This is a genomic window from Metaclostridioides mangenotii (genome assembly GCF_018917235.1).
Classification (GTDB): Bacteria; Bacillota; Clostridia; order Peptostreptococcales; family Peptostreptococcaceae; genus Metaclostridioides.
Map to the genome: position 1 here is coordinate 19,588 of NZ_JAHLOF010000005.1, position 22,222 is coordinate 41,809.

A 22,222-nucleotide genomic window follows, 5' to 3' on the forward strand; every position below is an offset into this window, starting at 1 on the left:
TTAACCTCCATTTAGTTAAAATAAAATAAATAAAACTTGTACTAAAACCACTTAGCCTCTATTTTATATATATTTATAAACTGCACACTATTACTGTTTAGACTATCTATTCTAAATTTTATATTTAGAAGTAAGCAGATTTATTACAAATGTTTTAACTTAAAACCAGTAAAACTTATTTCTGATTTGATTGTAAATACTTGTACACTTCTTCTTTCGACGGCATTCCAGGTTGGGCGCCAAGTTTTGTAACTGATAAACCAGATGCTACTACAGCATACTTAACAGAATCATATAATGATTTCCCTTCTGTTATGCCTACTGATAATGCTCCGTTAAAAGTATCTCCTGCACCAGTAGTATCTTTTACATCAACTTTAATACTAGGTACATGTCTTACTTGTTCACCATCATGGAACCTTACACCGTTGCTTCCTTCAGTTATTATCAACTTATTAGGATGCTTTTCTAAAATACTCTCAACGCTTTCCTTAGTATTGAATACAATTTTGTACTCATGTTCATTTGGTGTTAAATATGAAACCTTCTCAACTATCTCAGTAGAAAGTTTAACTGCTGGAGCTGGATTTAATAGTACCTTAATTTTATTTTCATAACAGAAGTCTACAACGTATTCAACAGTTTTAAGAGGTATTTCAAGTTGTAGTAGCACTATCTCTGCCATCAATAATTCTTTCTCAAACTGTTTTACCACACCTACATCAAGTAATTCATTTGCACCTTGAACTACTATGATACTGTTATCATTGTCTGAAAGCACTATAGACGCAACACCTGAAGATACTCCTTCTTTTTTAGTTATCAAACTCGTATTAACATTGTTATTATTAAAATTTTCAAGCATTTGATCACCAAAAGAATCGTATCCCAAACATGCTACAATGTCAACATTTCCTCCCAATTTTGCTGCTGCAACTGCTTGGTTAGCTCCCTTTCCTCCAGGCGAGGTAAAGAAGTCATTGCCTAAAACAGTTTCTCCACTTTTAGGTCTATTATCGACTGAACAAACCATGTCTAAATTTGCACTGCCTACAACTATTATATTTCCCATCTTTTTACTCCTTCATGTAGTCTATATATGTCTATACCAATTTCTTGGTGGACTCTCTAATTACAAGCTCTGGCTCATAAACCATATTTTCTATAGAATCCATATTACTGTTTGTATTTTCTAGATTTTTTATAAGGATTTCTCCTGCTTTATATCCAATATCATAAGAAGGTTGTCTTACTGTAGTAAGAGATGGACTTATTATATTAGCCATATCGATATCGTCAAATCCCACAACACTTACATCTTGGGGAACATTTAATCCTTTACTTTGAAGACCTTTAATAACACCTATTGCTATAAGATCATTTGCGCAGAAAATTGCTGTGAAGTCAAAACCTTCCAAGCTCTGGATAAAATCAAATCCCCACTCTATTGAAAATTGTCCAATTATTACGTTTTCTGAATTCCATTCGCAATTATACTCTTCTAATGCTTTTCTGTATCCTCCGATTCTATCCGATGCAATCTCATTGTGATTTGGACCACTTAAATACAATATTTTTCTGTGACCATTCTCTAACAAATATTTTGTAGCCTTGTAAGCACCATCTAGGTTATTTACTCTTACTTTTCCCTTTAAATTTTCAAGATTAATGTTGATATTTTTGTCAATCAAAACAGTAGGTATACTTATATCTGTATAATTAGCTTCATCTAAGTTTGTGTTTGAAGAAGCAGCAAATATGATTCCATCAATTTTTCTTTCTAGAAGTGTTAATATTCCTGATTGCTCTCTTTCAGCATCCTCATCTGTGTTACAAAGAATAACATTGTAACCTGACTCATGTGCTTTATCCTCTACCCCACGTGAAACATCTGTAAAAAATGGATTTCGTATATCAGGTATTAAAAGTCCGATTGTGTTCGTTTTCTTCGTAACCAAACTTTGAGCTAGTTTATTTGGAACATAATTATGTTCTTTTATGATCCTTTGTATTCTTTCTCTTGTCTCTTGACTGATACTTTCATCCTTGTTGTTTATTACCTTTGATACTGTCGTCTTTGAAACACCAGCTAATTGGCCTATTTCCTTAATTGTAATACCCAATGTCGCACCTCCAAATATTTGGGTAACCGGTAAAAGTAAACGGTTACCTAAAATATTATCATAATAATATTTTGAATACAATAGTTTTGATTTTTTTATTTATGAAATTATTTCAAATTCTTTAAATTTTCTATGTAAATAAAAAATCACCTAAAACAACACTAATAAAGTGCTGAAAAAGGTGAAATGTTAAAATATGATTAATTTGTTTATAAAGTGAACTTTGAACTTGATCCATCTTTTTTTTCTATGGTAATTACCTCTAGCCCACTATAATTTTTAAAGAGCCATTTTATATTATTCATACACTTATTCACCTGATTTTTATTTAAATTGTTTATAAAATACTCTTTTCTAGTTTCTTCAAATTCCTTACTAGTTAAAAAATTTCTAAGATAAGTGAATGCAAATACATTTGGTATATTGTTTACATTCTGTTTTTTACTTTTACTACTTTTATTATATATTTTCATTGTAGATACCTCTCATACATATTTTTGATAATACCCCTATAATCTTTATATGCATATAACTAAAAAAGTATCTAGTATTTAATAATCTTTTAGAATTTTATTAACTCATATCCCTAATTTACTATACCCATCACATAAGCATAGTCAATAATTCTAGTAGCATTTATATCTGGATGGGCTTCTCTTGGACAACTTGCAATACACTTTCCACATCCAATACATTCAGATTCTTTTACAGTAGGTGTTAAAACCATTTTGAATTGCTTTCGCTATGTGATCTATGTACCATCATCGTACATTGTTAGGATTTCATATAAGGTATGTTTGGACATTTCCTCCATCATAATTTTTTGAATTCTACAAAGCTCTCTATTTACCATACACACTTTATCGCCTGTATTGTTTTCACAATTAAACCCATCCTCTAAGCAATCATTTATGTATAAATCATCATCTAATGCACTTACAACATCTAGCAACGTCGACATTTTAGGGTCAATCAAAAGCTTGTAGCCACCATTCTTAGCGCCTACAGATATAGAAATAATATTGCATTCTTTCAACTTCCTAAATACTTTGTAGCCTGAATCTATAGGAATATGTTCATTATCACAAATAAATTTTATAGTACGGGTCTTACCATCTGCTAAAGCCCGTATAGTTCGTATACCATAATCAACTTCTCTTGTAATTTTCATATTTATCCCCCTATCAGTCTTGTCTAAATGTCTTTACTAAATAATGTTATGGATATTTTAAAAATTTTGTCATCATAATCTACATCGAATATCCCGTTGTATTTTTTTACGATTTCTTTTAAGTTGACCATCCCTATTCCGTGATCACGATTATTTGCCTTAAGTGTTTTAAACGACGAACCTTCTTTCGCAATAAGTCCATTGTATGTGTTTGATATCTCAAGAGCTAGTACATTTGATCTTGAATTTGCTATCAAGTTAATCTTTCTGTTATTAATAGGCATACGTTCACAAGCTTCAATAGCATTATTGAGTATATTAGAAAAAACTGAAGATAAGTCTATATCTTCAATATTCAAATTTTGCACATTATTTATCTTGTACTCAAAATCTATGCTTAAATTTTTAGCTTTCTCAATTGCGCCTATCATTACAGCATCGATTATTTTATTGTTAGTTACCTGTTTGTATGGTATATCAAAAATATTATCTGTTAGGCTATTTATATACCCAATAGCTCCTCCAAAATCACCTTTTTTTATAAGAGTTAGTATAAGGAAATTGTGGTTTTTGATATCATGTCTAAATCTTCGAGTTGTTTCTATGTATCTCTCAAAAGAGTTATAGTGTTCTAACTGTAGCTTTAACTGTCCTTGCAAATCGTCTATTATATTTAAATATCGTACAATTTTAGATAGTTCTTGTATATAAACCATCAAACAGAAAAAAAGTGTAAATATCAATAGAACAGAGAAATCATCGAATCCTCTATCATATATGAAACTTACGCTAATATATTTATATAAATATAATATCCCTACAAGCATGACTATAATCCCAATTATTAAATTAATTTTTTGTGGTACTGAATTAAGTTTATCCCTTTTCTCAAATATTTTTGTTATAACTAATACTATTGCAAATACAACTACTAAAACAATCCCATAAATTTGTTCCACATTTAATGCAAAGTAAGCTATGTTTCTAATTATCATAAGCGATATGATATGAGAAAATTCTTGCAAAAATGTATACTGTAAATTCTTATATATTGAAAAAATGGCAGGCTTATCAATAATTCCTATCGTTAATAGCGAAGAAAAAATCAAAAACGGTACACCTATAGCTAAGTTACCATTAAAATTTTGCTGTATTATTCTTATAGATATAAATATAGGGAATACATAAAGCATCGTCAGAGGCTTGCTAATTTTTAAATCATCACGAAAAACATAAAAACCCATAGCAATAAAAGTTATAATTATATTTAGCATAATTCCCCTCCCCCATTCCCAGAAAACGTTTTTAAATCTTTTATGATACACCCTAATATTCGTTATCCCTGTTGATACAACTAGTATCTGTTCACTAAACTCTTATGTCTAATTTTAACATATATATTTATTTTTTTAAATAGACCACGGTTATTATAAAGGTTTACCTTCTTTATATTTTTATTACTTTCTATTTATTTCTCTTTTCATTGGAAACAGTTACTTTTAAGCATTTTCATAAAGTATACTAATTATCCATTAATGCCTTATGTTATACTAATACAAACTATAATAGACTTTTATAGATATACATTGTAATTTAATAATGCTATAATAATTTTAACTTATTTAACGCTTTCAGTTCTTATTGTAATTCTTGTTTTTGGGAGGTAATTATGAGAGATGTAATTTTTGGTAGTGGTTTCGAAGAATCGACTGAGAAAAAATATCTTGAATTTAAATCAAGCGAAAATACTACTATGGCAAAATTAGGCCTACCTTTGTATATTTTTATAACTTTATTTTATGCAATATCAAGTATTATCTCTACTAATGAGGTAAATATAAGTAATATTATAATAATATATTTAATTCTACTAATCCCTATGTTCATTACATTAGGTTTATCATTTACAAAATTTGGTCGAAAAAATATTGTATACATTTTATCAGTATTTTTAATTTTTTTAGGTTGCTATCTTTGCTATATGTTAGTATCATTTAGATTTAATACTATTTATTTTATTGGACTATTCTTTTTATACTTTTCAATATATTCACTATTTAATTTAGGTACTAAAATAACACATATAGTAGGATGGAGTATTGCAATTACTTACTTTGTTCTATATTCTATTTCTGGAAATGAATTTAGTAATGTATTTATAGGAAGCTCTATATTTTTGATTGGCATTAATGGTGTAGGCATACTAAGTAACTACTATAGAGAAGATAGGCTTCGTAGGAACTTTATAATTGGAGTAAAAACATCAAAAGAAAATAAAGGTCTATCAAAGGATATTGAAATATTAAGAACAAAACTACAGGATTCAAAAGAAACTCTAAGTTATACTGTTGAAAATCTTATTTTTAATATAGATGATAATTTCGGTCAGTACATAAAAAGGTTAAAAACGTACGTTAAAATTATTTCCTCATCTTATGCAGATGCAAATCTTTCACCTGAACAAAAAGTGAATTTTGTAGACAATATGTACTATGCCACAACTTATCATAAATTAGATGAATTTTTAACTGGCTTTAAAGAATCAAATATCTTAAATTCAGTTGGCATCCTTCAAAATACTATTTCTCTTCATCCTAATGATGATGTTATGAATTATGTTTCAACTATAGAAAATGGTTGCACAGAATTTTTCGATGGATCAGGTGCACCAAATGGACTAAGCGGAAATGATATCCCCATTGAGGCACGTATAATGTGTGCAGTTGATTTGTACTGTGAGTTCATAACAGCAAGAGATCCTGAAATGGATCATTTTGAATCACTTACTGAACTTGAAAAATGTAGTGGAAGTATTATAGATCCATATATTTACGATCTATTTGTTCAAAATTCAGATAAATTACAAATTTAAATAATTTGATTTTTGAGTTTGCGAGTACTGATTATGATAATCTGTACTCGTAAACTCATTATTTATTTTACATTTTGTTTATAATTAACTTATATACTCTCTACTGTTACCATACTCATAAGTTTTATATTCCTTTTTATAAACTCATTCATCTGCGAAGAGTCCAGCTCTTTATTTGAAATCAACGCTAAATCTACTATTTGATTACACAATAGATCTATCGTATTTTTTATATAGTTTTCATCTTTATTACTATTTTTTAAATCAACTACTTTGTTAACAATTGGATTTTTATTATTTATAACAAGTGTTTTATCTTCCTGTAGATCAACACCAAAATCAAAACCAGCAAAATTTGCTTTCATTTCACTCATTCTTATTGAATCCTCTGAAATAAGTATTATTGCAGGAGTATCTTCGTTTTTAAATGATTCTACTTTATAGTGATTTACTCTTTCTCCTACAGAATCTCTAAATATTGCCTCTATCTCTCTCTTACTCCTGTCGTCATTTTCTTTATCATCTTTTTGATCTATATTTAATACATCATTTAAGTCTGAATCTATTCTACTGAATTTAACTCCTTTTTGTCTAAACTCTATAAATGAGATAAAGTTAACATCAATTGTAGAATCAAGAACTACTGCATTTAAATCGTATTCTTTAAATAATTTTATGTATTGTGATTGCTGTTCTTCGTTTGTGACATAGAAAACCTTATTTTCGTGTTTCCCTTTATTTTCATCTAGATAATTTTTGAGGCTTATATGGTTTTTGTCTATTGTTTTATATAATATACAATCTTTTATTTTTTCATAAAAACTTTCGTCTTTTAAACATCCATATTTGATGAATAACTGTATATCATCCCATATATTACCATATTTTTCCCTATCATTTTTAAATAATAACTTCAATCTGTCTGCTACCTTTTTAACTATATGTTTAGATACCTTTCCTACTTCTTTATCATTTTGGAGGAAACTTCTAGAAACATTTAAAGGGAGATCTGGACAGTCAATAACGCCTTTAAGTAAAAGAAGGAATTCAGGTATTATTTCTTTTATATTATCTGCAACAAAAACCTGATTGTTGTAAAGTTTAACTTCCCCTTCCCTAATTTCGAATTCATTTTTTAGTTTAGGAAAATAAAGTATCCCCTTCAAATTGAATGGATAGTCCACATTTAAATGCATCCAAAACAATGGGTCGTCAAATTCATTAAAAGTTCTTTTGTAGAAGTCTATATACTCGTCATCTGTACAATCTTTTGGCGATTTCAGCCATAAAGGATTTGTGTTATTTAAAGGTTTTTCTTTAGCTTGTTCTAAGGAATTTGTGTTCTTAATATTATTAATATGCTCCTCTTTGTTTTCTTCCATTTTTTCTTCATCTACTAAATAAATTTCTACAGGTAAAAAAGAGCAGTACTTACTTATAACTGAATGTACAGTATAATATTCTAAAAATTCCTTACTATCTTCCTCTAAATAAAGTGTTATTGTTGTTCCTCTGTTGTTTCTAGTACTTGATTCAGATATTTCATAATCAGTGCCACCCTCTGATAGCCATCTAACTGATTTAGAAGATGCTAGATAACTTTTAGTATCTATTTGAACTTTATAAGAAACCATAAAAGACGAGTAAAAACCAAGTCCGAAATGTCCTATGATGTCATTAGATTCCTCAATTTTATCTTTGTACTTGTTGAAAAAATCTTCAGCTCCAGAGAAAGCAACTTGATTTATGTACTTTTTAACTTCTTCCTCAGTCATACCAATACCATCGTCTACAAACTTAATAGTACCAGCAGATTTATTAACTGATACAGTGATTTTGTAGTTTTCCTCTTTAGCGTTTGTAATCTCTCCAAGAGTTTTTAGTCTTTTGTATTTGCTTATAGCATCACAACCATTACTTATAAGCTCTCTGATAAAAATATCCTTATCAGAATATAACCATTTCTTAATTATCGGAAAAATATTTTCTGTATGAATTGATATACTCCCTTTTTCAATACTCATAATCATCCCTCCATTAAAAAGTTATTATTTTGTTTATAAATTAAATATCTACTCTGATATATAATCTCTAATAAAGATAAGAATCGATTAAAAAATTATAGATTATTTTTTTAATATTTCTTGTGCTTTTGAATTATTGTACACACTGTTAGGAACCTTCTTCTTAAATTCTCTAAATATATCTTTCGATTTTTCTAGTTGACCATTGTTGTAGTAAAGTAACCCTAGATTATAGTATGATTCTTCATAATAAGGATATTCTTTATTATATTTTTCAATATACTTAGTATAATACTTCTCTGCATCGCTGTATTTTCCTACCTTATCACAAAGACTAGCTACTTGATATATTGATTCAGAAATATAATTTTTATCCTGACTATCTTTTTCAACTTCTTTATATAGATTTATAGCATTATGATACTCTTTGTTGTTTTTAAATTCAATAGCCTTTTCAAAAGTCTCTTTATCTGTTAAATTCTCTAGATTTTGCTTAGTTTTAGATCCTTCATCATTTTGATTTTCTTTATTCTCCTGGTACGTATCGGAACTTTGAACTGATGCATCGGTCTTTTCTTTAATATTCTTCTTAGATTTAGCTACAGACTTATCTTCATTGCTTTTACTTACTTGCGCTAGGTTAGAATCTTTACCTAGATCACTTTTTAATAATATTATTTGGTAAGAGTTATAAGCAAGTACAGATATTAACAAACAAATTATTAAAAGTACTCCTCTTTTATTTTTAAAAATGTTTGTAAACTTAAATATTCTGTTTCGATTATATTTGATTTCAGTATTTTCGAACTCTTTAATGTTATTTTTAAATTCAGTGAATTCTTTAACTTCGACTCCACTATTATATCTATTCTCTGCATGATTAATGTCTTTATATATTTCTTTATTAATAAGAGATTCATTATTATAAAGAATTTCATGTCCTTTATCTAGTTGGCGTATTCTGTTTAAATGTTTTTGAGCTTCCTCTAACTTATGAATATCTTTATATATATAGTATAAAATTAAATTAGGTTCTATGAGATAATTATTTTTTCTTGTGATATCTTTAAACCCTTCTATTGCTTCATCGTATTCTCCTAAGTTTACATGTTTTATAAATGTATTGTACTCTTTTATAAAACATGTAAACTTATCAGATAAAAAGTATTCTACATATTTTTCGGCTATCTCATCTTTTTTTATTTTTAAACTTTTATAAAAATTCTCAAATGATTTATCGAATTCACACATAACTAAACTTAATATACCATATAAATTCCTAGCAGTCGTGTTGTATTCATCGATATACACACTTTTTCTTACTAATATATATGCATTTGAAAGATCTCCATCTTTTATCAAATCAATTGCCTCATTATATAATTTATTCGAATATTCATCTTGATCAATTTTATTAAAATTTTTCAGGTCAATTTCAATATCTTTAAACAGCAATACTATTCCTCCTTTCAGCCTAAAAATCACAGGGTTGCCTAATAATAATCTGTTAACTCAAACAAAACATAACTTGTGTTCAAAATTACACAAAACAAGTTTAAGTTCAAGTAGCCAAACAACTATTTTTAGACAACCCTCAGTAATTGTAATTTATATAAATGTTTTAACCCATTCGTCACCTTCAACTATATTTGTTATCTTTACTCCAAAATTCAAATCAACAACTACTACCTTCCCATATGCGAATACTTTATCATCAATTAATATTTCAACATCTTGGTCAACCAGAGCATCTAATTCTATTAGAGAACCTTTTTGTAGTGAAAGTATCTCTTTAAGTTTCATTCTTGTTCTACCTATAATAACTGATAATTCTAAATTGACATCTAATATTCTAGATAGATTTTCATTTATGAAATCTACATCATCACTCATGTTTTCAGTCTCATTTTTTAAAAGTATATCTTTTTCTTCGTTAGAAATAGTTTTACTGCTGTCCATAATTTACACCTCTTTATTTGCAGAGTCCAAAACCTCTAAGCCTCTTTTGTTGTTGACAATTCCCGGTTTTCCCTCGTACATCTTTACATTTTCTATATATATGTCTGCAGGATTTCCGATTCTTTTATTAGTAATCAGAATATCTCCCTCTTCCAGCTTTAATAAATCTTCTACAACAATATTTACTTTTCCAATCTCTACTCTTAAGTTCAAATCTGATTCATACACATTTTCTTTTAATTTAGCAGAAAATTCTTCAGGATTGTTTGAAAACTTATCTACCAAATCATTTTCAGGAAGATAGTTTTCGAGCCAATCCTCCATACTGCTGTAAGGCATACAGAATGATATTGTTCCAATATTTATTCCTTTGTGATCTACCTCTACATCTGATATGCAGCTAGAGTCACTTGGGATAAAAAATTGCGGTATAGCTACTTTTGAGTAAATTCCTTCTACTTGTATAGCGGTAAATTTATCTGGTATATATAGCTTTTCCATAAGTTTGTTAACTATATACGTTAAAACATTCTTATCTACTTCTGAAAAAGATCTATCCAGATTTTCTATATTTCCATCTCCACCAGATACTACATCCACCCAAATAAGAGCCACTATTTTATCTATTCTCAACAAAAAACTTTTATCTATAGGCTTTATTGTAACCTGTACAACTATAGAAGAAGCAGATATTTTTTCAAAAAAATCTTGGTAACTTGATTGCTCAATATCTACAATCTTTAAGTTCGATCTATACTTAAGTTCGTAGTTTAGGTACATATTGGATTTTCTACAGAAGTCTTCTGTTAAAATACTTATATTTCTAATGTTCTCACTAGAATATCTCTGTGGTTTTCTAAAATCATATTCTTTTGCTTTAATCATATCTACACTTCCAAACTATTTAGATCTTAAATTGTTAGCCATTGACCACATATCATCGGCTACATTCATACCTTTTGAATTTAGTTGAAAAGCTCTTTGGGTAGTTATCATTTCAACCATTTCATCCTGTAAATTAACATTGGACATCTCCAAATAACCCTGTTCTATACTTGAATTATTTTCTATGTATAAAGCAGCATCGTCCTTTAATTCATATTGACTATCACCAATAGATATAAATGCATCATCTCCAACCGAGTTATAAAGATTTACTTTGCCAATATGAATATCATCCACATAAATATTTCCATCTTTAGCTATGTTCAGATTTTCATTCGTGATATTACTATTTGCATAATTATATCCTGCATTAAATTGAACATCTAGTTTATTTCCTCGTGTATCCACTATATTGCCAGCTTTATCAACACTGAAGTTACCATCTCTAGTATATGCATATTTGCCATCATTTTTAATTACTCTGAAAAATCCATTTCCATCTATAGCTAAATTGGACCTTATTTCTGTAGATCTAATTGGTCCCTGTCTTAAATCTCTAACTGGTAGAGTAACTTTACTTCCTGTTCCAGTATCAATTTTATTTTTTCCAGTCGGATATGTCCTTCTGTTTAGGGTTTCATTAACTAAGTCACTAAATTCGATATTTATCTTTTTATATCCAACGGTATCTACGTTAGCTATATTATTTGAGACTATATTTAATTTTTCTTGATTAGAATTCATCCCAGCTCTGCTGTTATTTATTATTGTATACATTTAATTCTCCCCGCTATTTTGCTGCCTAAATTCTTTATATACTCCTTGCAATAACTACACTGCTCCAATCTGGTTCGCTATTTTTTCTAAAGTAGAATCTATTGTCTGAATTATCTTCTGACTTGCTTCATATTCTCTCATGTACATCATCATATCACTTACTTCAGCTATCATATCAACATTAGATGTCTCAACAGAATTTTGCACCGTTTCAAATCCTAAAGCTGCTACTTCACCATCTCCAGTGTATACATTATTGCCTACTTTGTTTAATGTAGCATAGTCTTCTATATCTACAATATTAAACTTATACTTTGGAGTATTATTTATTGAGATTGTATTATCCCTAGACACTTCAAAAGATCCACCATTGACTTGAATAGGTTCAACAGCTCCTGTCTGTATATTTGTACCTAGAACATAATAACCATCACTTGTTATTAGATTTCCCATAGTGTCTTCCCTAAAGTTACCATTCCTTGTATAAAACTGTTGACCATTTTTATCTGATACTTTGAAAAATCCCTTTCCACTAATGGCCACATCCATTTTATTTCCAGTTTGTTTTATAACACCTTGAGTATAATTTACAACAACATCGTCCATAGCAACACCTAGGCTCATATTACCTATTACCTGTTTATGACCCTTACCACCAGCAAATTTGTCTCTGTTAGATATGCTAACTTCATCGAAACTCTTTGAAATTAATTTCTCGTTTTTATATCCAATTGTATTAATATTTGCTAAATTGTTAGTTATTACAGCTTGTCGCTTCTCATTAGTTATCATAGATGACACTGACGTGTATAGACCTCGTAACATCTTGTTCCTCCTATTCAATAACCTTCATTTCACTTGGATATTTCATACCTAATTCCATTGCTTTTTTTTCTATTTCAGCATCGCTCATTTCACTTTTATCAAATACAATTGTGCTAATTACAGATATGAGAATTCCAACACCTAATCCGATTAAAAATTTTTTGTCAAAACCGATAGTTTTTATTCTTTGTAATACGTTGTGATTAATTGCAATTCCCCCTTATCTATATTAAGAATTTTACATATATTTTCATCTGTATAGCCTTATTCAATCAGAGATAGTATTTGTTAAAATTTTATTATCTCCCTATTTATCTCCCATAATAAGATTTGATATTTTATCTAGGAAATGAGTTTCTTTTTCCTCAAAAAACAAATCGTGTCCTTTATAACTATTTTCTAATATCTCATCGAAATTTTTTCTTTGCAATTTAATTTCTCTTCTATTAGAAAGTCCAACAAAAAAGAATATAGATATTGCTATAAAAATTAAAACTACCTGTATCATATTTACTCATTCCTTGATTAAGTATTTCATTTTTTCTATCTCACATTTTAGATTAGAAATAGCTTTACGATGCAATTGAGATACTCTGGATTCAGATACTTTTAATACCTTTGCTATTTCCTTTAAATTAAATTCATCGTAATAGTACAATGACAACACTAGCTGTTCCTTTTCTTTTAAATTCGTAATTGCTTTTGAAAGAACTTCGACCTTTTCATTTTTATCGACAATACTGCTTGGATTTTCATCTTCACTTACCCTTAAAAAACGCTCTATATTATCATTTGTATCATCAAAATTTGCTTTATCTAGAGAGTAAGTACTCAACATATCTATATCAGTCTCAATTTCTAAAATATCAGTCTTAGTTACATTTAATTCATCTGCTATTTCTCCAATACTAGGTTCTCTAAGCAACCTATTCCTTAAGTTTTCAACTACTTTGTAGTAGTTATTAATTCTAGTCATTTTTTGTTTTGAAATTGGTTGTTGCCTTCTTATTTCATCTAGTATTGCTCCTTTAATCTTTATGTAAGAATAAGTTGAAAATTTTGCATCCCTCTTCATATCAAATTTGTTGACTGCATCTATCAATCCCAATACACCTGTATTTACTAGATCTTCAAATTCAAGGCCCTTATTTGGTACAAATAGTTTGTTTGCAATACTCTTTACAAGAGGAATATTATCTTTGATCAATTGCTCTCTATCAACAACAATATTATTTTTACTTTCAATATTAAATGGCTCAGTAATTGTACTTTTGTCAAATACCAAATTTCTCAACATATACGCTTGATCCATCATATACATTCAGCCCCCAAATACACTCTTATTATTTTATCTTTATCTGGTTTCAAAATATAATCTGGAATTATTTTCTCTAATCCAATTTTTATATTGTATCTATATGATTCTTCTTCTATTATCATCTAGATTTCCACCACACCTTCAGCCTTAATTTGGATATCGTTCGGAATCTCATTTAATGACAATACCATTAGATTGGGAAATACTATCTCAGTTAACTTTCTAAATGGCGCTCTTATTTTTGGAGATACTACTATTGCTGGAATATTATTATTAAAGTATACCGTTCTCATAATTTCTTGTATCGCCTCGAATATTTTATTAGAGTACTCTGGATCAATAGCTGGATAGTTACCACTTATTGATCTCTGTAAATTACTAGAAATCATATTCTCTACATCCTTACTCAAAGTCGAAACTACAATAGTATTATTTTCATCCACTAGATCTGAGCAAATACTTCTATTAAGAGCTATCCTAACGTATTCAGTTAAAACTTCTATGTCTTTTGTGCTTATAGATTGATCTGCAAGAGTTTCTAGAATAGTTACCCTATCCCTAATACTTACTTTTTCTTTAAGAAGGTTTTGTAATATTTTTTGAACCTCTCCTAAAGTCATAAGGTCTGGTATAAGCTCATCAACTACAGCACTGTAGTTATCTCGTGTAATGTCAATTATATTTTTAACTTCTTGTCTTCCCAGAAGCTCATGGGCATTTGATTTAATTACATCCATCAAATGAGTGATTAAAATAGTTGCAGAATCTACTAATGTATAACCTCTTAGTTCTGCTTCTTCTATTTTTTCTTTATCTATCCAAAGTGCTTCCAAACCAAAAGTCGGCTCTGTGGTTTTTATTCCATCTATGCTAAATCCTTGATTTAACGAATCCATGCATAACACCATATTTGGCATTATTTCATAACTAGAAACTATGTTTCCTTTGATCTTTATATTGTACTGATTTGGGTTTAATTGTAAATTATCTCGTATCCTAATTGGTTGAACAATTATTCCCATATCTATAGCACATTGTCTTCTTATAGATGCTATCCTCTGTAGTAAATCGCCTCCACTAGATTCGTCTGCAAGTGCAATAAGACCATATCCAATCTCCACTTCTATAGTCTCTACATTTATTAATTCCTTTACATCTTCTACTTCGTTTTTATCCGCTGAAATCATATTTGTATCTTCTACTAAATCTTCATCAAGTTTCTCTTCTGTATCTTTAGATAAATAATATCCTGAAACTATAGCGCCTATTCCCAGAGTAAAAAACGCCAACTTAGGAAGTCCCGGCATAATACCTAAAATCAACAGTACAATTCCAGTAATTGTAATTGCCTTAGGTATAGAAGTAAGCTGTTTACCAACTAATGTTCCAAAGTTGTCAGTACTTGCTACTCTAGTAACCAGTATTCCAGACGAAACAGATATTAATAGCGCTGGTATCTGGCTAACTAGGCCATCACCAATTGTCAACCTTACAAATGTCTGGCCTGCTTCAGATAAAGTCATGTCCATCATTAAAACTCCAATAATAATACCACCTACGATATTTATTAGAGTTATAATTATCCCTGCTATAGCATCACCTTTTACAAACTTAGACGCACCGTCCATTGAACCAAAGAAGTCCGCCTCTTGTTGTAATGCTTCCCTTCTTTTCCTAGCTGTTTCTTCATCAATGGTTCCAGCGTTTAAATCTGCATCAATGCTCATCTGTTTACCTGGCATTGCATCTAAGGTAAATCTTGCAGAAACCTCTGATACTCTCCCAGAACCATTAGTTATTACTATAAATTGGACGATTATTATTATTAGAAATATAATAATCCCAACAATATAATTACCACCTACAACAAAGCTACCAAATGCCTCTATTACATTTCCTGCATATCCTTCACTTAATATCAATCTAGTTGAAGACATATTAAGCCCCAACCTGAAAAGTGTAGTTATCAATAGCATCGTTGGAAATATAGACAGCTCAAGTATGTCCTTTGTGAATAGCGTCATAAGTAGTATTAGTATAGATAAACTTATGTTGACTGATAACAATAAGTCTAGTAAAAATGTTGGCAGTGGTATTATTATCATCAGTATGATACACATAACACCAAAAGCTACTATGATATCTAGTTGGCCTTTTATGTTTACTTTTTTCATTGTTTATCCTACTTTCTAAACAACTAAATGTATTTAAGATATTTAGTTTTATTTAGTTTTTCAAAATTTTATATATTATTTTTATTGTTTTTATTTTATTTATTAACGGATTTATATCTGTTTTTGATCTTATAAACTGCCACTAAAATTTCTGCAACAGCTTGGTACATCTCTTCTGGCACCTCTTGATCAATTGCTACATTCTTGTACAATGTACGAGCAAGGGGCTTATTCTCCATTATTTCTATATCGTGTTCCTTCGCTATCTCCCTTATTTTAAAGGCAAGGTTACCTGCTCCCTTTGCTATTACTACAGGTGCTTCATGTACTCCCTTTTCATACTTAATTGCTACCGAGATATGTGTTGGATTTGTAATTATAACAGTAGCTTGTGGCACCGCTTGAATTCTTGTCTGTGATGAAATCTCCCTTTGTTTTTGTTTTATTTTTGATTTTAATTGAGGATCCCCTTCAGCCTGTTTGAACTCTTCCTTTACTTCTTGCTTTGTCATTTTTATCGACTTTTTGTGCGTGAATTTTTGAAATAAAAAATCGCCAAAAGCTATCACCGATATAGCTATACAAATTTTTGCCAATATCTCAAACACTAAATCTTCAATCTCATAAATGAGTGTAGGTATATAAATATTGCTCAATTTTATTACCTCTATGTACTTGTTTTTATAAAATGAATATCCGATATATCCCAAAATAGTTACAATCACTAAGTTTTTAACTAAAGTACCTAAGTTTTTCATAGAGAAAATATTCTTTAAGCCTTTAATAGGATCAATTTTCGATAGTTTTGGTTTTAAACCCTCATTTGAAAATACAAGCCCTGTTTGAATCAAATTCGCTGCTACTCCTAAACTCATGAAAATTAATGCAACAGGTAAAAACAGCTTCAATACATATATCATCCCATTTATTAGAAGACTCTGAACTCCACTGTAAGTGAATTCAGTAATATTGAATGTAAGAAATTCAGTCATAATATTTGTAAATGAAGTAACCATAAATTTTGTAAGAGCTGGCATAAAAATAGTAAATCCAACTAACGTTAACGCTGATGATACTTCTTTACTTTTAGCTATATTACCCTTTTTTCTTTCATCTCTTTTTCTTTTAGGGGTTGCCTCTTCAGTCTTTTCAGATGAAAGCATAAATATTGCCCCTGCTTGGAATGTACCATCATACATATTTGGAATTTCTTTAAACAAATCGACTATTTCATTTATAATAAGAGGTAATACCATCATAATTAGAATCATACCTACTAATAACTTTAGAGGCATACCTATTAGCATTACATTCAATTGTGGTACACTTCTAGATATAAGCCCCAGTATAAAATCAGCTAGAATCAAACAAATTATTATTGGTATAGCTATCTTAAATCCAATTAAAAAGCACTGTGCAAATATATCTACTATGTATTGAGTATTATTAATCAGGATTCCACTCCCAATCTCAATAACACTAAAACTATATTTTATACCACTTATAAGTATCTGAAACCCATCCATGCTGAAAAATATCATAATCGCAAGCCAGTTCATAACATTTTCAATAAGTGTTGTCTGTGAGTTTGAACCTGGATCGAAAATGCTTAGCATTGATAGCCCCATTTGAAAATCAATTAAGCTTCCTGCAAATCTTATTGAGTAAAAACAAATATTAGTAATATATCCTAAAATAAGCCCGGTCAATGTTTCGGATATACCACACAAAATAAATTCTACTGTACTGTCTGCTGGTCCTATTAATTGGACATCCATATTGACTGATAAAAGTACAGATATCATAATAGAAAAAATCACCTTAAAAGAATTTGGAGTACCCTTTGGAAATAGCATTGTAAGTGAGGCAAAAAATGCTAATACTCTTATAAATACATACATTTAATCCTCCTACTTTGTTATGAGCTTTATCATATCAAATATCTCTACAGTAAATGTTGATAACGTCCTCAACATCCATCCGCCCAAAACAGCTATGATTAGCAAAATTCCAATTAACTTAGGCACAAATGTAAGAGTTTGTTCTTGTATTTGTGTAGTGGCTTGAAATATGCTTATTATAAGGCCTATTACAAGCGATGCTATTAAAACTGGTGCTGCAATCATAACAGCAGTAAGAAGAGATTTTTTTACAATACTCATTATTATTAATTCACTCATTAATTTTCTCCTACCTTAAAATCCCATAATCAACGATTTTATAACCAAATTCCATCCATCAACCATTACAAACAAAAGTAATTTAAACGGTAATGATACCATCGCTGGTGGAAGCATAAACATTCCCATAGACATCAATACACTAGCAACAACCAAATCAATAATTAAAAAAGGAATATATATTAAAAACCCTATTTGAAATGCAGTCTTAAGCTCACTTGTAACAAAAGCAGGCAATACAACACTTAAAGGAATATTGTCCCTAGTTAGCTTTTTATCCTTCAAATCAGCTTGTTCAACAAAAAGCTCTAAATCCTTTTGTCTAGTTTGATTGAGCATAAACTTTCTAATAGGTTTTTCAGCCTTATTTAAAGCTACTTCTAATGTTATTTCCTCTTTTTTATATGGCTGTATAGCATTTTTATTGATATCATCAATGACAGGCCTCATTATAAAAATAGTTAATACTATTGCTAAACCGGCGAGAACTTGACTAGGAATAGCTTGCGATGCTCCTAGAGCCGATTTCAAAAATGATAAACTTATTACTAACCTTACAAAGCATGTCATCATGAATATAAGAGATGGTAAAAACATCAATATGGTCATAAAAATAAATAGTTGCATCATAGGCGTATATTGCGCATTATCAGCAATTAAGTTAGATAGTATTTCCATCATTTTTATCTTCTTTCTTTTTAATTTTTTCCATAATCTTTCTTAATTTATTATCTAATTTGAAATCTATTTCACTATTTTCGTTGAGATTTCTTTCTATTATCAAAATCTCTTCTTGTGTTAAATCTTTTATTTTATCTACACCCGCTGGAGTAGATGAAACAACACATCCACTCTCTCCAATTTTTAATACAATGATACTGTTATTTTTACTAATATTTAAAACCTCAAGTACTCTGATATATTTATTTTTGTAACTCCCTACTAACGTTTTCTGACTCATTTTTAGCGAGATTATTATTAAAAATATAACTATTGGTATAAATATTAATATTTTAAACACATAAAGCAACATACTACCCATCCTTCTACTGAACTACTAAATTAGTAAAATACACATCACGAACAATACTTGAACCTAATTTTTCGTTCAATCTTTGTATTAATTGCTCCTTCAAATTATCTAAATTGTCTGCTGAAAAGTCTTCGGCTTTTTTAGACATCAAAAAATTAATTATTACATCTCTTACTAGAGGTAATTTTTCTTCAAACTTTTTATCATTAGAGTAGTATTCAATACTCATAGTAGATTTTAAATATCTGGCTGAATCTTCGTCAGATAATTTAACTAATATTTCATCTTTTAAATCCAATATTGTAGTGGCCGCTACATTTTTATCTATAGGAGTGCTGCTTGTAAATTTTACATATGCTACACCTGCTCCTGCACAAACTACAATTAGTAAAACTATAATAAAAAATCCTGTTTTCCCTTTCAATTTTTGCCCTCCTGAAGTGTTGTTATTAGAATATTAACTCTTCTATTTTCTGATCTGTGATCATTTGTATCGTTTGAATGCAGTGGCTTATATTCTCCATATCCAGTAGCAGAAAATAGATTTGGACTCATCCCTTTCTCTTCTACAAAATATCTAACTACACTTACTGCTCTATTTGCCGACAACTCCCAGTTGGTGTCACTTTTTCTTGGGCCAACTGGTACGTTATCTGTATGTCCCTCTACTACTATTTGATTTTTCATATCTTTTATCATGTCGTAAACTTCTGTTAAAACCTCTTTGCTATTACTTCTTAGGTTTGATTTTCCAGAGTCAAATAAAATTGAATCTTCCATTTCAAGCAATATCCCTCTGTCGTCGTTTCTCAACTTTATGCTATTATCAAGCTGCTTCTCATTTATTTGCTTCTGCAACTGTTCTTGCACTTGTGCCTTCTGCGATTCATTAGTAATAAATCCTTCAAATGCTTCTTTATCACTAATGTTTGCACCACCATTTAATACACCTTGACCTTGAAATTGACCTTTTATTGCATTATTAACATCATTAAACTTTTCATTATCAACACTTGCCATAGAGTATAACAAAACAAAAAAGGTTAATAAGAGTGTCACAGTATCAGCATATGTTGGTAACCACGCATCTAAATTAACAGATGTCTTTTTTTTGTTTCTACGAGACATTTCCTGCTACTCCTTCTACAAATGAATTTCCTGATGCTTTAAGTTCACTATAGTACTCTATTTTTTCATTATTTGATAGATATGAAAGTAACTTTCCTTCTAATACTCTACTGCTATCTCCTTGCTGAATACTCAATATTCCGTCCATAATCATTTCCATCGTACTTACTTCTTCAGATAATTTTCCTTCAATGTTGTATCCAATAGGATTTAGTACTATACTTGATAAAAAACTTCCGTAAAATGTTGTGATTAATGCTTTTCCCATTCCTGCTGCAATTGTATCGGGAGAAGTCATATCTGATAGCATTTGAATAAGTCCTACTAGTGTACCCATCATTCCAAATGCTGGAGCATACGATCCCCATATTTTAAATATATCTGAATATTTGCTAGTGCTTGACTCATATTCAGCTATTTCGTTTTCTAAAATTTCCTTTACTACTTCTAGCTCAACTCCATCTATTGAAAGCTCTAGACCTTTTCTAATAAAAGGATTCTCAATGCTTTCTAAATCATCATCTAGCGCTAATAAACCGTCTTTTCTAGCTTTCCTAGACAACATCTTAAACTGGTTTAACAATTCAACTTTTGAAGAATCTCCACTTGTAAATGAATATTTAAGAGCTTTAGGAATTAGCTTTAGATCCTCAATAGGATAAGTAATTACTATAGCTCCAAAAGATCCTAATACAGTTATTAAGATGGATGGGAAGTCGTAGAATATTTTTATGCTAGTTCCACCTGATACGCATGCCCAAAGTATTAAACCTATGGATACGATAAGTCCAAGTGGAGTTAAAATATCGCTCTTTCTTCTCATATTTCCCCCTCCTAAAAAATCAAAAGTTAACTATCTCTTCAAATTTATTATGTCTTGCAGTATTTCGTCAGATGTAGTTATTATTTTACTACTAGCCTGAAAAGCTCTACTTGAAACTATCATCTCAGTAAACTCCTCTGCCAAGTCTACGTTTGACATCTCAATAGATCCTTGTTTTATTACACCAGTAGCCCCTTTTATTTCTGGATCACCAGAGTTAGCTGAAGGTGAAAATAAATTTCCTCCTTGAGCATCTAAGCCTGCAGGGTTTTTAAATGCATATATTTGAACCTTTTGAGTTCTCTCGTTTGTTTTAACACCTGGAGTTCCAGATTCTGTACCATCAGGTATATCGTATACTTTATCAGTAGTTTGACCGTCTGCCAGAGAGTATGTGATTACCCCATCTTTAGAAATAGTATAAGATACTACATCTTGTACAGTTCCGTCCTTAGGACTTATACTTTGAGTCGGAATTTCTATAATCCCATCTACTGTATTTCCTCCTGTAGTTATTTTTCCCTGTAACATAAAACCTGAAGAGTTAACTAATCTTCCTTGCTCATCTGGACCAAAAGACCCATCTCTCGTATATAAAACTTGTCCATTTCTAACAACCGGAAAATATCCCTCACCATCTATAGCAAGATCTGAAGAGATTCCAGTAGGTTGAAGACCTCCCTGCAACATATTTTTTACTATAGAAGAAACTTGTGTACCAATTCCAACTTGCCCTAAATTCGTCCCTCCCATAGCTGCAGTAGGTGCACTAGAGTATATCATCGTTTGATAAAATGAATCAGTAGTTCTAGCTGTTGATTTTTTAAATGCAACAGTACTTACGTTGGCAACATTATTTCCAACAACATCTAATTTTGATTGATTCGCTTTTATTCCACTTATTCCTGAATACATTGCTTTTATCATAGT

The 22,222-nt window shown here is 29.9% G+C and carries 25 protein-coding genes; 1 reads left to right on the forward strand and 24 read right to left on the reverse strand.

Annotated features, from left to right (window positions below; all coding sequences use genetic code 11):
• Positions 1-175 precede the first annotated feature (175 nt).
• The 6 genes from rbsK to KQI18_RS08475 form a co-directional block, all read right to left on the reverse strand.
• The gene (rbsK, locus tag KQI18_RS08450; RefSeq protein ID WP_216467355.1) at positions 176-1,072 is read right to left on the reverse strand and encodes a ribokinase; all 897 of its coding nucleotides are present in this window, start codon (positions 1,070-1,072) and stop codon (positions 176-178) included.
• Positions 1,073-1,103: 31 nt separating this feature from the next.
• Entirely contained in the window at positions 1,104-2,123 is a 1,020-nt protein-coding gene (locus KQI18_RS08455; protein WP_216467356.1) for a LacI family DNA-binding transcriptional regulator, read from the reverse strand.
• A 209-nt stretch (positions 2,124-2,332) separates the two neighbouring features.
• Positions 2,333-2,596: a hypothetical protein gene (locus tag KQI18_RS08460; protein ID WP_216467357.1), complete on the reverse strand. Its 264-nt coding sequence runs from the start codon at positions 2,594-2,596 to the stop codon at positions 2,333-2,335.
• 113 nt (positions 2,597-2,709) lie between these two features.
• On the reverse strand, positions 2,710-2,850 hold the full coding sequence (locus KQI18_RS08465; protein WP_216467358.1) for a 4Fe-4S binding protein: 141 nt from the start codon (positions 2,848-2,850) through the stop codon (positions 2,710-2,712).
• A gap of 24 nt (positions 2,851-2,874) precedes the next feature.
• Positions 2,875-3,294 carry an RrF2 family transcriptional regulator gene (locus KQI18_RS08470; RefSeq protein ID WP_216467359.1) on the reverse strand — a complete coding sequence of 140 codons (420 nt, stop codon included), beginning with the start codon at positions 3,292-3,294 and terminating at the stop codon, positions 2,875-2,877.
• 23 nt (positions 3,295-3,317) lie between these two features.
• The gene (locus KQI18_RS08475) at positions 3,318-4,568 is read right to left on the reverse strand and encodes a sensor histidine kinase (RefSeq protein ID WP_216467360.1); all 1,251 of its coding nucleotides are present in this window, start codon (positions 4,566-4,568) and stop codon (positions 3,318-3,320) included.
• 395 nt (positions 4,569-4,963) lie between these two features.
• Here KQI18_RS08475 and KQI18_RS08480 point away from each other — a divergent pair, with 395 nt between their 5' ends.
• Positions 4,964-6,166: an HD domain-containing phosphohydrolase gene (locus KQI18_RS08480; RefSeq protein WP_216467361.1), complete on the forward strand. Its 1,203-nt coding sequence runs from the start codon at positions 4,964-4,966 to the stop codon at positions 6,164-6,166.
• 89 nt (positions 6,167-6,255) lie between these two features.
• On the opposite strand, the gene htpG is transcribed toward KQI18_RS08480, so the two are convergent.
• The 18 genes from htpG to KQI18_RS08565 form a co-directional block, all read right to left on the reverse strand.
• Positions 6,256-8,190, reverse strand: a complete 1,935-nt coding sequence (gene htpG, locus KQI18_RS08485; RefSeq protein WP_216467362.1) for a molecular chaperone HtpG — start codon at positions 8,188-8,190, stop codon at positions 6,256-6,258.
• Positions 8,191-8,292: 102 nt separating this feature from the next.
• The gene (locus KQI18_RS08490; protein ID WP_216467363.1) at positions 8,293-9,645 is read right to left on the reverse strand and encodes a tetratricopeptide repeat protein; all 1,353 of its coding nucleotides are present in this window, start codon (positions 9,643-9,645) and stop codon (positions 8,293-8,295) included.
• Between the two features lie 153 nt (positions 9,646-9,798).
• The gene (locus KQI18_RS08495; RefSeq protein ID WP_216467364.1) at positions 9,799-10,149 is read right to left on the reverse strand and encodes a FliM/FliN family flagellar motor switch protein; all 351 of its coding nucleotides are present in this window, start codon (positions 10,147-10,149) and stop codon (positions 9,799-9,801) included.
• A gap of 3 nt (positions 10,150-10,152) precedes the next feature.
• Positions 10,153-11,034, reverse strand: coding sequence for a FliM/FliN family flagellar motor switch protein (locus KQI18_RS08500; RefSeq protein WP_216467365.1), 882 nt, complete (start codon positions 11,032-11,034; stop codon positions 10,153-10,155).
• 15 nt (positions 11,035-11,049) lie between these two features.
• Entirely contained in the window at positions 11,050-11,811 is a 762-nt protein-coding gene (locus KQI18_RS08505; RefSeq protein ID WP_216467366.1) for a flagellar hook-basal body complex protein, read from the reverse strand.
• Between the two features lie 54 nt (positions 11,812-11,865).
• Complete coding sequence (locus tag KQI18_RS08510) at positions 11,866-12,636, reverse strand: flagellar hook-basal body complex protein (RefSeq protein WP_216467367.1); 771 nt, start codon at positions 12,634-12,636, stop codon at positions 11,866-11,868.
• 307 nt (positions 12,637-12,943) lie between these two features.
• Positions 12,944-13,144 carry a hypothetical protein gene (locus KQI18_RS08515; RefSeq protein WP_216467368.1) on the reverse strand — a complete coding sequence of 67 codons (201 nt, stop codon included), beginning with the start codon at positions 13,142-13,144 and terminating at the stop codon, positions 12,944-12,946.
• 6 nt (positions 13,145-13,150) lie between these two features.
• Positions 13,151-13,951 (reverse strand): sigma-70 family RNA polymerase sigma factor, encoded by an 801-nt coding sequence (locus KQI18_RS08520; RefSeq protein WP_236887708.1) that lies wholly within the window; start codon positions 13,949-13,951, stop codon positions 13,151-13,153.
• On the reverse strand, positions 13,948-14,076 hold the full coding sequence (locus KQI18_RS14320) for a hypothetical protein (protein WP_272876220.1): 129 nt from the start codon (positions 14,074-14,076) through the stop codon (positions 13,948-13,950). The genes KQI18_RS08520 and KQI18_RS14320 overlap by 4 nt, the downstream gene beginning before the upstream one ends.
• A complete protein-coding gene (flhA, locus tag KQI18_RS08525) occupies positions 14,077-16,128 on the reverse strand; it encodes a flagellar biosynthesis protein FlhA (RefSeq protein WP_216467369.1) in 2,052 nt (683 codons plus the stop codon). It lies immediately after the preceding gene.
• A 95-nt stretch (positions 16,129-16,223) separates the two neighbouring features.
• Positions 16,224-18,029 (reverse strand): fused FliR family export protein/FlhB family type III secretion system protein, encoded by a 1,806-nt coding sequence (locus KQI18_RS08530; protein ID WP_216467370.1) that lies wholly within the window; start codon positions 18,027-18,029, stop codon positions 16,224-16,226.
• Positions 18,030-18,038: 9 nt separating this feature from the next.
• Entirely contained in the window at positions 18,039-18,308 is a 270-nt protein-coding gene (fliQ, locus tag KQI18_RS08535; protein ID WP_216467371.1) for a flagellar biosynthesis protein FliQ, read from the reverse strand.
• 15 nt (positions 18,309-18,323) lie between these two features.
• Positions 18,324-18,986, reverse strand: a complete 663-nt coding sequence (gene fliP, locus KQI18_RS08540) for a flagellar type III secretion system pore protein FliP (protein ID WP_216467372.1) — start codon at positions 18,984-18,986, stop codon at positions 18,324-18,326.
• The gene (locus tag KQI18_RS08545; protein ID WP_216467373.1) at positions 18,970-19,341 is read right to left on the reverse strand and encodes a flagellar biosynthetic protein FliO; all 372 of its coding nucleotides are present in this window, start codon (positions 19,339-19,341) and stop codon (positions 18,970-18,972) included. The genes fliP and KQI18_RS08545 overlap by 17 nt, the downstream gene beginning before the upstream one ends.
• A 13-nt stretch (positions 19,342-19,354) precedes the next feature.
• Entirely contained in the window at positions 19,355-19,765 is a 411-nt protein-coding gene (locus tag KQI18_RS08550; protein ID WP_216467374.1) for a flagellar basal body-associated FliL family protein, read from the reverse strand.
• Positions 19,762-20,469 (reverse strand): OmpA/MotB family protein, encoded by a 708-nt coding sequence (locus tag KQI18_RS08555; protein WP_216467375.1) that lies wholly within the window; start codon positions 20,467-20,469, stop codon positions 19,762-19,764. Before KQI18_RS08555 ends, KQI18_RS08550 begins: the two co-directional genes overlap by 4 nt.
• Positions 20,459-21,292 carry a motility protein A gene (locus tag KQI18_RS08560; RefSeq protein WP_216467376.1) on the reverse strand — a complete coding sequence of 278 codons (834 nt, stop codon included), beginning with the start codon at positions 21,290-21,292 and terminating at the stop codon, positions 20,459-20,461. The genes KQI18_RS08555 and KQI18_RS08560 overlap by 11 nt, the downstream gene beginning before the upstream one ends.
• Before the next feature lie 30 nt (positions 21,293-21,322).
• Positions 21,323-22,219: a flagellar hook-basal body complex protein gene (locus tag KQI18_RS08565; protein WP_216467377.1), complete on the reverse strand. Its 897-nt coding sequence runs from the start codon at positions 22,217-22,219 to the stop codon at positions 21,323-21,325.
• Between the last annotated feature and the right edge of the window lie 3 nt (positions 22,220-22,222).